Here is a 14,266-nt window from a genome sequence, read left to right as displayed (position 1 = left end):
CGAGCGCGCCGCAAGCGTGCCTCGTCGAGATCGCGCAGGTCGATCCCGCGGATTGATTGGAGCGACCGCTGGCGCCGGCGCCGTCCGCTAAACCCAGGCTTGATCGGGCCAAAGCCGCTATCGATGGCGGTCCGCGTGTCGGCGTGGCAGAGGGCGCGCTTAATTCATCCGAGGCTTCATGACCGATCTCGCCGTCCTTTACGAACATCCCGCCTGGTTCGTGCCGCTGTTCGCAGCGCTCGACGCGCGCGGCGTCGAGTTCTCGCGCGCCACGCCGGACGGGTTCTGGAACCCCGCGGACCAGACTGCGCCGGCGCGCGTCGTGTTCAACCGGATCGCGATGTCGAGCTTCCTGCGCAGCGACGAGCATCCGATCTTCGACACGATGGCGATGCTCGATCACTGGCGCCGCACCGGCGCGCGCGTGATCAACGGCGCCGACGTGCTCGCGATCGACGCCTCCAAGGCACGGCAATTGTCGCTGATAGCGTCGCTTGGACTCGCGATTCCCGAGACGCGCGTCGTCCACCGCGCCGCCGACGTCGTCGGCGCCGCGCAGACGCTGCGCTTCCCGCTGGTCGTGAAGGCCAATATCGGTGGTTCGGGCGCGGGGATCATTCGCTTCGACAGCCTCGACGAACTCCGCGCCGCGGTCACCGACGATGGCCTGCCGAGCAGCGTCGACGGCGTGTTGCTGGTGCAGGAATATGTCCCCGTCCGGGGTGGCGCGATCACCCGGATCGAGACGCTCGACCGTAAGTTCCTCTATGCGATCGAGGTCGCGGGCGGCGGCGCGTTCGATCTCTGCCCGGCGGATGCGTGCGTCGTCCCCGGCTCGGGGATCAAGATGGCCGCGGTCGAGCCGTCGCAGGTGCTCAAGGATGCCGCCGAGGCGATCGCGCGCGCGGTCGATCTCGATGTCGGCGGGGTCGAGGTGATGATCGACGACCGCGACGGCGTCGCGCGCTTCTATGACATCAACGCGCTGTCGAACTTCGTCGCCAGGCCGCTCGACGTCCTCGACTGGGATCCGCATGACCGGCTCGTCGATTACCTGATCGAACAGATTGGGAAGACTCGTTGATGCGCTATGGATACTGGACTCCGGTTTTCGGCGGCTGGCTTCGCAACGTCCCCGACGAGGGGATGGAGGCGAGTTGGGCCTATACCAAGGCGCTGACGCAGAATGCGGAGCGCTGGGGGTATGATCTGACGCTGATCGCCGAGCTGAATTTGAACGACATCAAGGGCGTCGAACAGCCCGCGCTCGATGCGTGGTCGACCGCGGCGGCGCTGGCGGCGGTGACCGACAGCATTGAGCTGATGGTCGCGGTTCGCCCGAACTTCCACCACCCGGCGCTGTTCGCCAAGGCGGCGGCCAATATCGACCGGATCTCGGGCGGGCGGCTCGCGCTCAACGTCGTGTCGTCCTGGTGGGCGGACGAGGCGAAGCAATATGGCCTGCAGTTCGACCAGCATGACGATCGCTATGCGCGGACCGACGAATGGCTGACCGTGGTCGACGGGTTGTGGACGCAGGACCGGTTCGACTTTGCCGGGCAATTCTACACCACCGAGCAGGCGATCTGTTCGCCCAAGCCCGTCAAGCGCCCTACCGTCTATGCTGGCGGCGAGAGCGAGAAGGCGAAGGCGATGATCGCGGCCAAGTGCGACGCCTATGTCATGCACGGCGACCCGGCCGACGCGATCGCGCCGAAGATCGCTGACATGGCGGCGCGACGCGAAGCCGCGGGCGGCGCACCGATGCAATACGGCATGGCCGCCTATGCGATCGTCCGTGACAGCGAAGCGGAGGCGAAGCGCGAGCTCGAGCGCATCACCAGCGTCACCGAACTGCCCGCGGGCTATGCCAATTTCGACCAGTGGCTGTCGGGCACGCAGCTCGAACGCGAGCTGAAGATCCAGGAATATTCGGTCTCGAACCGCGGGCTGCGCCCCAATCTGGTCGGCACGCCCGAACAGCTGAAGGAGCGTATCGCGGAATATGAGGCCGCCGGGCTCGACCTGCTGCTGCTCCAGATGAGCCCGCAGGCCGAGGAAATGGAGCGGTTCGCGGTGCAGGTCATGGGGTCCGCATGATCCGCCTGCGCGACGTTTCCAAAACCTACCGGGCCAGCGATGCGGCCGCACTCGACGGCGTGTCGCTGGAGATTCCGGCACGCGGCGTGTTCGGGGTGATCGGTCAGTCGGGCGCGGGCAAGTCGACGCTGATCCGGCTGATCAATGCGCTCGAACGGCCGACGTCCGGGCGCGTCGAGGTCGACGGGATCGACGTCGCAGGCCTGTCGGCGGCGGATCTGCGCGCGCTCCGGCGGCGGATCGGCATGATCTTCCAGAATTTCGGGCTGCTCTCCTCGCGCACGGTCGCGGCGAACGTCGCCTTCCCGCTGGTGCTCGCGGGCGTCGCGAAAGCGACGCGCGAGAGCAAGGTTGCCGCCTTGCTCGACCGGGTCGGCCTGTCCGATCACGCCGCCAAATACCCGGCCCAGCTGTCGGGCGGGCAGAAGCAGCGCGTCGGCATCGCCCGCGCGCTCGCCACCGATCCCGACATCCTGCTGTGCGACGAGGCGACGAGCGCGCTCGACCCCGAAACCACGCGCTCGGTGCTGACGCTGCTCCGCGACCTCAACCGCGACCTCGGGCTGACGATCGTCCTGATCACGCACGAGATGGACGTCGTCCGCTACGTCTGCGACCGCGTCGCGGTGCTCGAACGCGGCCAGGTCGTCGAGACCGGCACCGTCACCGACATCTTCGCCAACGCCGCGCATCCGGCGACCCGGCGCATGCTCCAATCCCTCTCTCATCGGGAACGGGACGGCGCCGCGTCTTTTGCGGACGAAGAGCGGGTGCGATGATCATAACCAGCCCCGCCCTGAAGGTCCTGAGATCCACCCCGAGCCCGTCATCCCCGCGCAGGCGGGGATCCAGACCCGCAACCTCGGCGATCCGATCGAAGCGTCTGCCAGTCTGGGTTCCCGCCTCCGCGGGAATGACGGCCAGGATGTGCCGTGTCGCCCGCCTGCCGCTTACTGGCTTGCCGATCTCCCCAACAGGTAACGGCTGATGACCTTCTTCGAAAATGTCGACTGGTCCGATATCGGCCAGGCGTGCCTCGACACGCTCATCATGCTCGGCGGGTCGCTGGTCCTGACGATCCTGTTCGGCCTGCCGCTCGGCGTGCTGCTGTATCTGACCGGCAAGGGGCGGCTGATCGAGAACCGGCTTGCCAATGGCGCGCTCGGGATCGCCGTGAACATCCTGCGATCGGTGCCGTTCATCATCCTGCTGATCGTGATGATCCCGCTGACCGTCCTGCTGGTCGGCACGTCGCTGGGCGTCGCGGGCGCGATCCCGCCGCTCGTCGTCGGGGCCGCGCCCTTCTACGCACGTCTGGTCGAGGGATCGCTGAAGGAGATCGACCGGACGACGATCGAGGCGGTGCAGGCGATGGGTGCGACGACCCGCCAGATCGTCACGCGCGCGCTGATCCCCGAGGCGATGCCTGGGCTGATCTCGGGCGCCACCGTCACCGCGGTCGCGCTCGTCTCGTTCACCGCGATGGCCGGGGTGGTCGGCGCGGGCGGGCTCGGCGATCTCGCGATCCGTTTCGGCTATCAGCGGTTCCAGACCGACGTGATGGTCGTCACCGTCGTCCTGCTGGTCGTCCTCGTCCAGATCATCCAATATGCCGGCGACGCGCTCGCCCGCCACTTTACCCGCCGCTGATCCAACGACTCTAGGAAATGCCATGAACCGCCGCACCCTGCTCGCCTCGCTCTCGCTGCTCGCGCTCGCCGCATGCGGTGGCGCCAAGACGGATGACGGCACGGCGCTGACCGTCGCCGCGACCGCGGTGCCGCATGCCGAGATCCTCGAATCGATCAAGCCCGCGCTCGCCAAGCAGGGCGTCGATCTCAAGATCCGCGTCTTCAACGATTATGTGCAGCCCAACCTCCAGGTCGAGCAGAAGCAGATCGACGTCAGCTATTTCGAGACCAAGCCCTATCTCGACGAGTTCAATGCCTCGCGCGGCACGCATCTGGTTCCCTATGCGGGTGTCCATGTCGAGCCGCTGGGCGCCTATTCGCGCAAGTGGAAGACGATCGCGCAGGTCCCGAACGGCGCGACCGTCGCGATCCCGAACGAGCCGAGCAATGGCGGCCGCGCGCTGCTGCTGCTGCAGAAGGCCGGGCTGATCACGCTGAAGAACCCGACCAATCCGCTGTCGAGCCTGAACGACATCGCGACCAACCCGAAGACCCTCAAGTTCAAGGAGCTTGAGGGCGCCACCCTGCCCCGCACGCTCGGCGAGGTCGATCTGGCGCTGATCAACACCAACTACGCGCTCGACGCGAAGCTCAACCCGGTGCGCGACGCGCTCGCGATCGAGGACAAGAACAGCCCCTATGTCAATTTCGTCGTCGGCCTGCCCGGTGGCGACAAGGATCCGCGCGTCGTCAAGCTGATCGCGGCGCTGCGAAGCCCCGAGACGCGGCGCTTCATCGCGGATCGTTATGCGGGCGCGGTGCTGCCGGCGTTCTGAGCCCCGGTGACGAACGGATCGCTGCACGTCATCCGCCCGGGCGCGTCGACCCGCCCCGAGACGCGGCGGCGATAGGTCGGCGCCGACGCCGCCGTGATCGTGACGTCGTACCAGCCATGGCTGTTGCGGAGCGGCCAGCGGTAGCGCGTGTCGACCAGCTTGGTCGTCAGCACCCCTGCCCCGACGCGTTCGACCTGCGCGACCAGCGCGTGTTCGCGGTGTCCGGCGGGGAGCACTAATGTCAATTCGGTCGGTGTCGTGCGCCAGACGAGCTGCGATGCCAACGCGGCATCGTCACGATGCCCCGCGAAATGCCGGTGGAACCCGTTCGGGCCGAGCACCCAAAGATCATAGTGCCCCTCCGCGTCGAATCCCCATTGCCCGTCGAGCGTGCGCCCGGGCTCGACCGTGAAACGGCGGGGCGGCTGGTCCAGGCCCCGGCGGTCATAGACATGGAAGACCGCGGCCTGCGTGCCGTCGGCGGTGAAGTCCAGCCGGATCGCGTCACCGGTGATCGTCTCGCCGACGCGCAGCGCATAGGGTAGCGGGCGGGACCGGCGGATGCCGGGTTCCTGCCACGGGAGGGACTCACCCAGTGGTGCCTGCGGGCTGACCTGCCGGGGGATCGCCGCGGCGCGTGCGGCATCGGCGCGCGGATCGGGCATCGCGGCGAAGGGCGCGACGTCGGCGGCGGTGAAGTCGAACGCCGAGGTCAGGTCGCCACAGACCGCGCGGCGCCATGGCGCGATATTGGGCTCGTGGACATCGAAGCGCCGTTCGAGGAAGCGGATCACCGAACTGTGGTCGAACACCTGCGAATTGACCCACCCGCCGCGGCTCCACGGCGAGACGACGTACATCGGCACGCGCGGCCCCAGGCCATAGGCGCGGCCACGATAGGCGGGGAGATCGAGCGCCGCGTCGCCCTTGCTCGGATTGAGGTGATAGCTGCCGGTCAGGTCGACCGTCGATCCGCCGAGCAGCGTGCCATCGGCAGCGCGCGACGGCGGCGCGGGCGGCGGGACATGATCGAAAAAGCCGTCATTCTCGTCGAACATGATAAACAGGGCGGTCCGCGCCCAAATTTTCGGATCCGCCGTGAGCGCGTCGAGCAGCTCGGCGGTATAGGCCGCACCCTGTGCCGGGCTCGACGGGCCGGGATGCTCGGATCCCTTCGCGGTCGCGATGACGTACGACACCTGTGGCAGTCGCCCGGCCAGCACGTCGGCGCGCAGCGCGTCGAGCCCGCGCGTCGTCAGCGCCCGGTCGCGCAGGTCCGCGTCGCCAGCCGCATGATGCGCCGCGCGGAAGGCGGCGAACCCGACCAGCGGATTGTCGGTGAAATTGTCCGCCATGTCCTGATAGATGCGCCAGTCGACCCCCTTGGCCTGCAACCGCTCGACGACCGTAATCCAGCGATAGGGGTCGGGATCGCCGCCATCCTCCGGGAAACTGTCATGCGAATTGCCGATCGCCGGACCGCCCAGCGTGCCGCCGGGATCGTTGGTGCCGCTCCACAGGAACAGCCGGTTCGTGTTGGTCCCCGTCTGCACCGAGCAGTGATAGGCGTCGCACAGCGTGAACGCCTCGGCGAGCGCGAACTGGAACGGCAGGTCCTCGCGCCGGTAATGGCCCATCGCCCGCTGGCTCTTCGCCTCGGGCCAGTGCGCCATCCGCCCCTCGTCCCAGCCGCGCTGTGCATCGGGCCAGCTGTGCGGCGTCCCCTCCATCCGCATCAGGTCGAAATTGGTGCGGGTGGCGAGATGGAAGGGCAGCACGGTCCGCGCGCCGCCCGGTGCGGTCCGGTCGCGCTGATACCAGACCGGCGCCGCCGCCCCGCCCGCAGACGGTGCGGGCACGGGGATCGGCAACCGGTCGGCAAAGCCGCGGACGCCGCGCAACGTGCCGAAATAATGATCGAACCCGCGATTTTCCTGCATCAGGATGACGACATGCTCGACATCCATGATCGAGCCCGTCTTCACATCAGGCGCGATCGCCGCGGCGCGCGCGATCGCCGCGGGAAACGCGGACAGCGCGGCACCGGTGGCGCCTGCACCGAGCAGTGTACGACGGGAGACATCGGTCATCGGGGCAACCCACAGGAGGAGCGCATGGTCCGCAAACGCCCGCGGACCATGCCCGGTTCAGATCAGACGTCGAGCGACAGCGGCGACGGCGTGTTCATCCAGGATCGCTAAAGCCGACAGGTTGCACGAGCGTGACATGCGATCGTCGACGATGTCCGTAACAGGTCCTCTGCTGGTCAGCGGCCGAAGCCATCGCGGCCCTGTCCGCGCCGACGTCTGCGCGCGGCATGGACGGCGTCGACCGTGTGGCTGTGCCCGCGGCGTTCCGCCCGGACCATCTGCCCGACGCGTTTGCCGTGGATCATCAGCGGCAACCCGAGCAGCGCGAGCGGGAAGAAGAGGAGCATCAACGGTGATCCGTCGACCGCCATGCACAGCGCACAGGAGACGGCCATCAGCGCGAAGCCGCCCGCTTTCCATTGCAGGTCGCGCCGCGTCATGCTGCCTCACTCCGCACGCGCGTTGCGACGGGATCGGCGATCACGAGCGTGCCCGCGGCCGCCAGCAGCCGCGCGATGCCGCCGTCCTGGTCGTGGCACAGCACGATGTCGGCGGGGAAATCGGCTTCGCGGGCGAGCACCTGCGCCAGACCGCCACCTTCGAAGTCGAGCCCGATCGCGGGATCGTGCAGCCGCGCTGCAGCGGCGCGGGCCCGGCCGATCAGCGCCGGCGCATCGGCGACGCCCTGCCCCTCGATCGCGGTGAAGCCGAGCGCGCGGGCGTAACGCACGGTCTCGATCAGCAGCGTCCCGCATGCACAGTCGGCATCGACGATCCGGACCGCGTGGCGATGCCGTTCGCGCAGATCGGCGAGCGCCGCCGCGATATGTGGCCAGCGCGGATCGCGCGTCGCGCGGCGTGCGCAGGCTCGGGTCATGGTGGCGGGCATGTCCGCCTTCGCTTCAGCCGTGGCGCCGAGTGCCGGGGTCACACGCCCGTGGCCCGCCTTGTTCTGGCCGAGAGGAATGACGCGCCCGCGTGCGCGGGGCTCCGGCGTGGGTTCAGACGACATGTTCGCGTTTTTGCCTGAGTGATCGGGCGTCCAGGCGCCCGCAAACCCGAATTACGAACCGCGGCATAGGGATTCGAGAGCGATTCCCCGAAACCCCATAGTGGCGCCATAGTGGCCGCAACAGCTCGTCGCATTTCACCGCATGCTCGCTGCCGTGGCGCGGACGCGGGGCCGCCAGCGCTCGCTGACCGCGATACCGTCGAACAGGTGATGCCCGAGTAGCACCATGACACTGCCCGCGCTCGCCCCCAGAAAGCCGATCGCGGCGAGCGCGAAGGCCAACGCACCCGAGCCGTGAGGGGAAAGCGCGAGGGCGGACAGGCGCCACACCGCGATGTACGCCATTGCGCAGAGGAGAAGTCCCACCGCGCGCAGACCAAGATCCGCGCGCCGCGAACGATGCCACGCTGCCATGCCACTCTCCTTGTCGTGGCCCTCCAGCTATCGGCCGCGGCATAGCATTTCGAGAGCGATCCCGGCCTTTTGCGTAGCGGCGGCATAGGGTTGGGCAGTTTTCTCACATGCGGCGGCCGCCGCGAACGGCCCCGGAAGGGGGTGTCTGCCCGCGCAGTTTGTGCGTACACCCCCGGCATGAACCGACCCGAAATCCTGATCCCCGCCCCCATGCTGCCGAGCGTCGTCGACGCGCTGGGCGAGCGGTTCGTCGTGCACCGGCTATGGGAGCAGGAAGACCCCGACGCGTTCCTCGCGACGGTGGCGCCGCGCGTCCGCGGGCTTGCGGCGAGTTCGCTCGCGGGGCGGATCGACGCGTCCTGGTACGACCGGCTGCCCGCGCTCGAAATCGTCGCCAATTTCGGCGTGGGCTATGACGGGATCGACGCGGACGCCGCTGCGACGCGCGGGATCGTCGTGACCAATACGCCCGGCGTGCTGGACGAGGAGGTCGCCGATCTGACCATCGGGCTGCTGCTCGCGACGCTGCGCGGGATCCCGCAGGCCGACCGCCACGTCCGCGACGGTGCCTGGGCGGAAAAATCGTTTCCGCTGTCGCCGAGCCTGCGCGGACGGCGGATCGGGATCATGGGGCTCGGCGCGATCGGCAAGGCGGTGGCGCGGCGGCTCGCGGCGTTCGACGTGCCGATCGCCTATCACGGCCGGTCGCGACAGGCCGATGTCGGCTATGAATATTACGACACGCCGGTCGCGCTGGCCGCGGCGTGCGACGTGCTGATCGCGATCGTGCCCGGCGGTCAGGGGACGCAGCATCTGGTCGACGCCGCGGTGCTCGAGGCGCTGGGCGCGCAGGGCGTGTTCATCAACGTCGCGCGCGGCAGCGTCGTCGATCAGGACGCGCTGATCGCGGCGTTGCAGCAGGGCACGATCCTCGCCGCCGGGCTCGACGTCTATGACGACGAGCCCAATGTCCCGGCCAGCCTGCGCGCGCTGCCGAACACGGTGCTGCTGCCGCATATCGGCTCGGCCTCGAAGGCGACGCGCGCGGCGATGGGTGGGCTGGTCGTCGACAATCTGCGCGCGTGGTTCGAGACCGGCCGCGCGCTCACCCCGGTTGCGGAGACGCCCAACCCCGGCTGAGCCCGGTCACCGCCGCACGTCGGCGGGCGCCCCGGTGAAGTCGGCCAGATCGGTCAGCGTCGTCCGGCTGTGATCGCCCGCGGTGCCGTGCTTGAGCGCGGCGAGCGCGAGGCCGCGTCGCGCGGCCGCCTCGCACCCGTCGTCGAGGCAGGAGAGCACGCCCGCGGCGAACGCGTCGCCGGTGCCGATCCGGTCGACGATCTGCGTGACGAGGATCGTCTCGGTCTCGAACGCGTCGTCGCGGCGATCGACGCGCGCGGACAGGGCGTGCGTATCGGCATCGATCACGCGGCGCGCGGTCGAGGCGATGCAGGCGAGCGTCGGAAACCGTGCGAACGCGGCCTCGCACGCGCGACGTCGCGCGTCCGGCGTGTCGCCGGCATGGTCCTCGCCGAGCAGCAGCGAGATATCGCGGTGACTGCCGAACAGCAGGTCCGCACCATCGACGTGATCGACCAGAACGCCTTGCGGATCGGCGCACCAGCGCGCCCACATGCTCGCGCGGAAATTGCCGTCGAACGAGACCCTGACCCCCGCCGCCCGCGCCGCCGCGATCGCATCGAGCGACAGCTGCGCGGCACCCGGACCGATTGCGGGAATGATCCCCGACAGATGCAGCCAGCCGACGCCGTCCAGCATCGCGGGCCAGTCATAGGCGCTCGACGGGGTCGCGGCGAAACTGCTGTCGAGGCGGTCATAGACGATCTGCGCGCCGCGCGACCCGCTCGGCGGCGAGAGGAAATACAGGCCGAGCCGACCGTCCGCGCGCATCACCCGCGAGACGTCGACGCCCGCGGCACGCACCGAGTCGAGCGCCGCATTGCCGATCAGGCCGTGCGGCAGCGTCGTGACGACCGCGGCGGGCACGTCGATCCGCGCGAGCGCGACCGCGACGTTCGCCTCCGCGCCGCCGAAATGCGCGTCGAGCCGAGCGTCCTGGAACAGATGCCCGCGGTCGGGCGCGGCGAGCCGCAACAGCATCTCGCCGAAACACACTATCGTACCGGTCATGCGACGGGCTCTCCGATGGCGCCGCGCAACGCGGCCTCTGTGCCCTGCGCCTGCCACGTTACCACCGCATCGCCCAGCGCCGCGTGGTTGAAATCGGCGGGGAATATCCCGAGTTCGCCGACGAACCGCGCGACGACCTGCCGCGCGTCGCCCGCCGTGTCAGCCCAGATCGTGGCGTAGCGATCGCGCAGCGGATCGTCGGCCATCGCGGGCGCATCGGCGGTATAGGCGATCCACGCGGCGAGGCTGAGGCGATGCTTCGGGCTGTCGAGCCCCTGCGCCTGCCGCTCCGCGACCGTCGCGATCCAGCGTTGCGGAAGCTTCTGCGATCCGTCCATCGCGATCTGGTCGAGCCGGTGGTGCAGATCGGCATTGGCGAAGCGGTCGAGGATCGCGTCGATATACGCCGCCGGGTCGAGCCCCGCCGCCGCGGTCAGGCTCGGCACCGCCTCCTCCTGCATCTGCGCGATCACGAACGCGCGCAGCGCCGGGTCGGCGATCGCCTCATGGACAAAGGCGTGGCCCCGTTGCAGTCCGACATAGGCGAGCGTCGAATGGCTGGCGTTCAACAGCCGCAGCTTGGCGAGTTCGAACGGCGCGACGTCGTCGACGATCTGCGCACCCGCCGCCTCCCAGCGCGGGCGCGGGCCGGCAAAGCGGTCCTCGATCACCCATTGCCGGAACGGTTCTGTGACAAGGGCGGCGGCGTCGTCGACCCCGATCGCGGTCGCGACGCCCGCACGGTCGGCCTCGGTCGAGGCGGGCACGATCCGGTCGACCATCGTGTCGGGCGCGGTCACGTGCGCACGCACCCATTCGGCCAGATCCGCATCGCGGCGCTCGACGAACGCGAGCAGCAGGCGCATCAACAGCGCGCCATTGCCCGACAGATTGTCGCACGACACGAGCGTCAGTCCCCCTGCCCCCGCGCCGCGCCGCCGATCGAGCGCCGCCGCCAGAAAGCCGAAGATCGTCCGCGGCACGCCGCCGCCCAGGTCGTGCGCGATCGCCGGATCGTCGACGAGCAGCGCGCCGGTCGCCGGATGCCGGTAATAGCCCTTTTCGGTGACGGTCAGCGTCACGACCTGGGTCGCGGGGTCGGCGAGCGCGGCGATCACCGCGTCTGGATCCTCCGCGGCGACCAGCAGCGTGTCGATCACGTCGATCAGCCGGGTCGCGCTGACGCCGTTCGACCGTTCGGTCACGGTGTAGAGCCCGTCCTGCGGGGCGAGCGTATCGCGCACCTGCGGCGAGCGCAGCGACACGCCGGTGATCCGCCAGCCCGCGTCCGGCGTCGACGCATCCTGTGTATAGACCGCCTGATGCGCGCGGTGGAACGCGCCGATCCCGAGATGGACGATCCGCCCGACGGTCGCGGCGGAGGATGCCGGCTGCGTCACGTCGGCGGCGAGCGCGGATCGCGTGGCCCTGGACAGCCTCACAGCCGGTATGCCTTGCGGACCAGATCGCTCGTCAGTTCGCGTGCGAGCTCGGCTGCCTCCCAATCCTCCAGCCGGTGCTCGGCGACCAGCCGCGCGAGATAGCCGCAGTCGATCCGGCGTGCGACGTCGTGCCGCGCCGGGATCGACAGGAAGGCGCGCGTGTCGTCGTTGAAGCCGACGGTGTTGTAGAAGCCCGCGGTCTCGGTGGTCATCTCGCGGAACCGCCACATCCCCTCCGGACTGTCGTGGAACCACCAGGCGGGGCCGAGCTTCAGGCAGGGATAATGCCCCGCCAGCGGCGCCAACTCGCGCGCATAGACCGTCTCGTCGAGCGTGAAGAGGATGATCGACAGCGCGGTCGAGGTCCCGAACCGGTCGAGCAGCGGCTTGAGCGCGTGGACATAGTCGGTGCGTCCGGGAATGTCCGCGCCCTTGTCGCGGCCATGGCTGGCGAACAGCCCGGCATTGTGGTTGCGCACCGAGCCCGGATGGATCTGCATGACCATGCCGTCCTCGACGCTCATCGCCGCCATCTCGGTCAGCATCTGCGCGCGGAAGAGCTCGGCGTCGGCCGCGGTCCAGTCGTCACCGGTGATACGCGCGAACAGCGCCTCGCATTCGGGGGTCGACAGGTTCGCGGTCGCCGCGGTCGGATGGCCGTGATCGGTCGCGGTGGCGCCCGCCGCGCGGAAATCGGTGCGGCGCTTGCGGTGCGCGGCCAGATAGCCCTGCCAGCCATAGACGTCCTCGCCGGTCAGTTCGCCGAAGCGGCGCAGCGCGCCGGCGAATTGCTCGTGCTCGACATCGATCACGCCGTCGGGGCGATAGGTGGTGACGACACGGCCGTTCCAGCCGCTCTCGCAGATCCGGTGATGCGCGTCGAGGCTGTCGTGCGCGCCTTCGGTGGTGGCGAGGAAATCGATCCGGAAGCGGTCGAACAGCGCGCGCGGGCGGAACGCCGCGGTTGCGAGCTTTTCGCCGATCGTGTCGAAATACAGGTCGGCGGTCGCCGGCTCGAACGCGACGTCGAACCCGAACACCTCGGCGAAGACATGGTCGAGCCACATCCGCGACGGCGTGCCGCGAAACAGCGCATAATGATCGGCGAGCAGACGCCACGCCGCGCGCGGATCGGCGCTCCGCGTACCATCGCGCCGCGCGATCGTCAGCGCGTCCAGATCGACGCCCTGGCTGTAGAGCATGCGGAACAGATAATGGTCGGGCGCGAGCAGCAGCGACGTCGCGTCGGTCCAGTTGGCGTTGTCGGCGAACCAGGTCGGATCGGTATGGCCGTGCGGGCTGACGATCGGCAGGTCGGCGATCTCCGCATAGAGCGTGCGGGCGATCGCGCGGGTCGTCGGATCGGCGGGGAACAGCCGGTCGGGATGAAGCTCGAGAGGACGGGTCATGCAAGGGCTCCTGCCGCAAAGGCGATACCGCGTTCAAGTCCGCGCAGTTCGGCGAGCCCGCGCATCCGGCCGAGCAGCGAATAGCCGGGATTGGTCGTGCGCGTCAGGTCGTCGAGCATCTGATGCCCGTGATCGGGGCGCATCGGGATGCTGCGCCCTTCGCGGACCGACAGCCGGTGGACCGCCGCCATGACCGCCGCCATGCCGGCGTCGCCCTCGAGATGGTCGGCCTCGTGGAACGCGCCATCGGCCTCGCGCTGGACCGAACGCAGGTGCAGGAAGCCGATCCGCGAGCCGAGTCGGTCGACCATGCCGGGCAAGTCGTTGTCGGCGCGCACGCCGAACGACCCGGTACACAGGCACAGCCCGTTCGAGACGTTGGGCACGCGCGTGAAGAGATCGGTCACGTCGGCCTCGGTGCTGACGACGCGCGGCAGGCCGAAGATCGGAAACGGCGGATCGTCGGGATGGACGACCAGTGCGATACCGAGCTCGTCCGCCAGCGGGCACACCGCCTCGAGAAACGCGACATGGTTGTCGCGCAGCCGCGCGGCGTCGATCGCGTCATAGCGGCCGATCGCCTCAAGGAACGCGGCCGAGGTGAAGCCCTCCTCGCTGCCCGGCAGGCCCGCGAGGATCGTCCGTTCGAGATCCGCGCGCGCCGCCGTGTCCATGCCGGCAAAACGCGCCGCCGCCGCGTCGCGGACCGCTGGCGCATAGCTCTGCTCGGCGCCCGGCCGCTGCAGCATGAACAGGTCATAGGCGGCGACCACGATCGCCTCGAACCGCAGCGCGCGCGATCCGTCGGGCAGTTCCCAGGCGAGGTCGGTCCGCGTCCAGTCGAGCAACGGCATGAAATTATAGGTGACGACGCGAATGCCGCATGCCGCGAGATTGCGCAGGCTCTCGCGGTACGCCTCGATCAGCCTGTCCCATGCGCCCGAGCGGGTCTTGATGCCCTCGTCGACCGGCAGGCTCTCGACCACCGTCCAGTCGAGCCCGGCGTCGCGCACCATCTGCTTGCGCGCGGCGATCGCCTCGCGCGTCCAGACCTCGCCGTTCGGAACCTCGTGCAGCGCGGTCACCACCTCGGTCGCGCCGGATTGCCGGATGCTGTCCAGCCGCACCGGATCGTTCGGCCCGAACCAGCGCATCGTCTGCGTCATCAACACACTCGTCAT

14 protein-coding genes are annotated in these 14,266 nt (G+C 69.1%); 6 read left to right on the top strand and 8 right to left on the bottom strand.

What is annotated here, in order from left to right; all coding sequences use genetic code 11:
- Window positions 1–178 precede the first annotated feature (178 nt).
- From IFT54_RS07405 to IFT54_RS07385, 5 genes are all read left to right on the top strand, one after another.
- On the top strand, window positions 179–1,084 hold the full coding sequence (locus IFT54_RS07405) for an ATP-grasp domain-containing protein (RefSeq protein WP_192070089.1): 906 nt from the start codon (window positions 179–181) through the stop codon (window positions 1,082–1,084).
- Window positions 1,084–2,100: an LLM class flavin-dependent oxidoreductase gene (locus IFT54_RS07400; protein WP_192070088.1), complete on the top strand. Its 1,017-nt coding sequence runs from the start codon at window positions 1,084–1,086 to the stop codon at window positions 2,098–2,100. The genes IFT54_RS07405 and IFT54_RS07400 overlap by 1 nt, the downstream gene beginning before the upstream one ends.
- Entirely contained in the window at window positions 2,097–2,879 is a 783-nt protein-coding gene (locus IFT54_RS07395) for a methionine ABC transporter ATP-binding protein (RefSeq protein ID WP_192070087.1), read from the top strand. The genes IFT54_RS07400 and IFT54_RS07395 overlap by 4 nt, the downstream gene beginning before the upstream one ends.
- Window positions 2,880–3,087: 208 nt before the next feature.
- A complete protein-coding gene (locus IFT54_RS07390) occupies window positions 3,088–3,750 on the top strand; it encodes a methionine ABC transporter permease (protein ID WP_056405601.1) in 663 nt (220 codons plus the stop codon).
- 22 nt (window positions 3,751–3,772) lie between these two features.
- Window positions 3,773–4,567, top strand: a complete 795-nt coding sequence (locus IFT54_RS07385; RefSeq protein ID WP_159511013.1) for a MetQ/NlpA family ABC transporter substrate-binding protein — start codon at window positions 3,773–3,775, stop codon at window positions 4,565–4,567.
- Here IFT54_RS07385 and IFT54_RS07380 read toward each other — a convergent pair.
- From IFT54_RS07380 to IFT54_RS07365, 4 genes are all read right to left on the bottom strand, one after another.
- Window positions 4,537–6,657, bottom strand: coding sequence for a phosphocholine-specific phospholipase C (locus IFT54_RS07380; protein WP_192070086.1), 2,121 nt, complete (start codon window positions 6,655–6,657; stop codon window positions 4,537–4,539). The genes IFT54_RS07385 and IFT54_RS07380 overlap by 31 nt on opposite strands.
- Window positions 6,658–6,833: 176 nt before the next feature.
- Window positions 6,834–7,097 (bottom strand): hypothetical protein, encoded by a 264-nt coding sequence (locus IFT54_RS07375; RefSeq protein ID WP_031394926.1) that lies wholly within the window; start codon window positions 7,095–7,097, stop codon window positions 6,834–6,836.
- Window positions 7,094–7,669: an SAM-dependent methyltransferase gene (locus tag IFT54_RS07370; RefSeq protein WP_244648648.1), complete on the bottom strand. Its 576-nt coding sequence runs from the start codon at window positions 7,667–7,669 to the stop codon at window positions 7,094–7,096. The genes IFT54_RS07375 and IFT54_RS07370 overlap by 4 nt, the downstream gene beginning before the upstream one ends.
- 135 nt (window positions 7,670–7,804) lie before the next feature.
- On the bottom strand, window positions 7,805–8,083 hold the full coding sequence (locus IFT54_RS07365; RefSeq protein ID WP_192070085.1) for a hypothetical protein: 279 nt from the start codon (window positions 8,081–8,083) through the stop codon (window positions 7,805–7,807).
- A gap of 177 nt (window positions 8,084–8,260) precedes the next feature.
- Between IFT54_RS07365 and IFT54_RS07360 the strand changes: the two genes are divergently transcribed.
- Window positions 8,261–9,223 (top strand): 2-hydroxyacid dehydrogenase, encoded by a 963-nt coding sequence (locus IFT54_RS07360; protein ID WP_192070084.1) that lies wholly within the window; start codon window positions 8,261–8,263, stop codon window positions 9,221–9,223.
- A gap of 6 nt (window positions 9,224–9,229) precedes the next feature.
- Here IFT54_RS07360 and IFT54_RS07355 read toward each other — a convergent pair whose 3' ends face one another.
- From IFT54_RS07355 to uxuA, 4 genes are read right to left on the bottom strand one after another with little or no spacing between them, the layout of a single operon-like run.
- A complete protein-coding gene (locus IFT54_RS07355; RefSeq protein ID WP_192070083.1) occupies window positions 9,230–10,234 on the bottom strand; it encodes a sugar kinase in 1,005 nt (334 codons plus the stop codon).
- Window positions 10,231–11,676: a mannitol dehydrogenase family protein gene (locus tag IFT54_RS07350; protein ID WP_342354783.1), complete on the bottom strand. Its 1,446-nt coding sequence runs from the start codon at window positions 11,674–11,676 to the stop codon at window positions 10,231–10,233. The genes IFT54_RS07355 and IFT54_RS07350 overlap by 4 nt, the downstream gene beginning before the upstream one ends.
- On the bottom strand, window positions 11,673–13,085 hold the full coding sequence (uxaC, locus tag IFT54_RS07345; RefSeq protein ID WP_192070082.1) for a glucuronate isomerase: 1,413 nt from the start codon (window positions 13,083–13,085) through the stop codon (window positions 11,673–11,675). The genes IFT54_RS07350 and uxaC overlap by 4 nt, the downstream gene beginning before the upstream one ends.
- A complete protein-coding gene (gene uxuA / locus IFT54_RS07340) occupies window positions 13,082–14,266 on the bottom strand; it encodes a mannonate dehydratase (RefSeq protein ID WP_192070081.1) in 1,185 nt (394 codons plus the stop codon). Before uxuA ends, uxaC begins: the two co-directional genes overlap by 4 nt.

Origin of the sequence: Sphingomonas sp. CFBP 13714, assembly GCF_014842205.1 — a bacterium.
GTDB classification, from domain to species: Bacteria; Pseudomonadota; Alphaproteobacteria; order Sphingomonadales; family Sphingomonadaceae; genus Sphingomonas; species Sphingomonas aerolata.
This window is presented reverse-complemented; position numbering and strand designations above follow the sequence as displayed.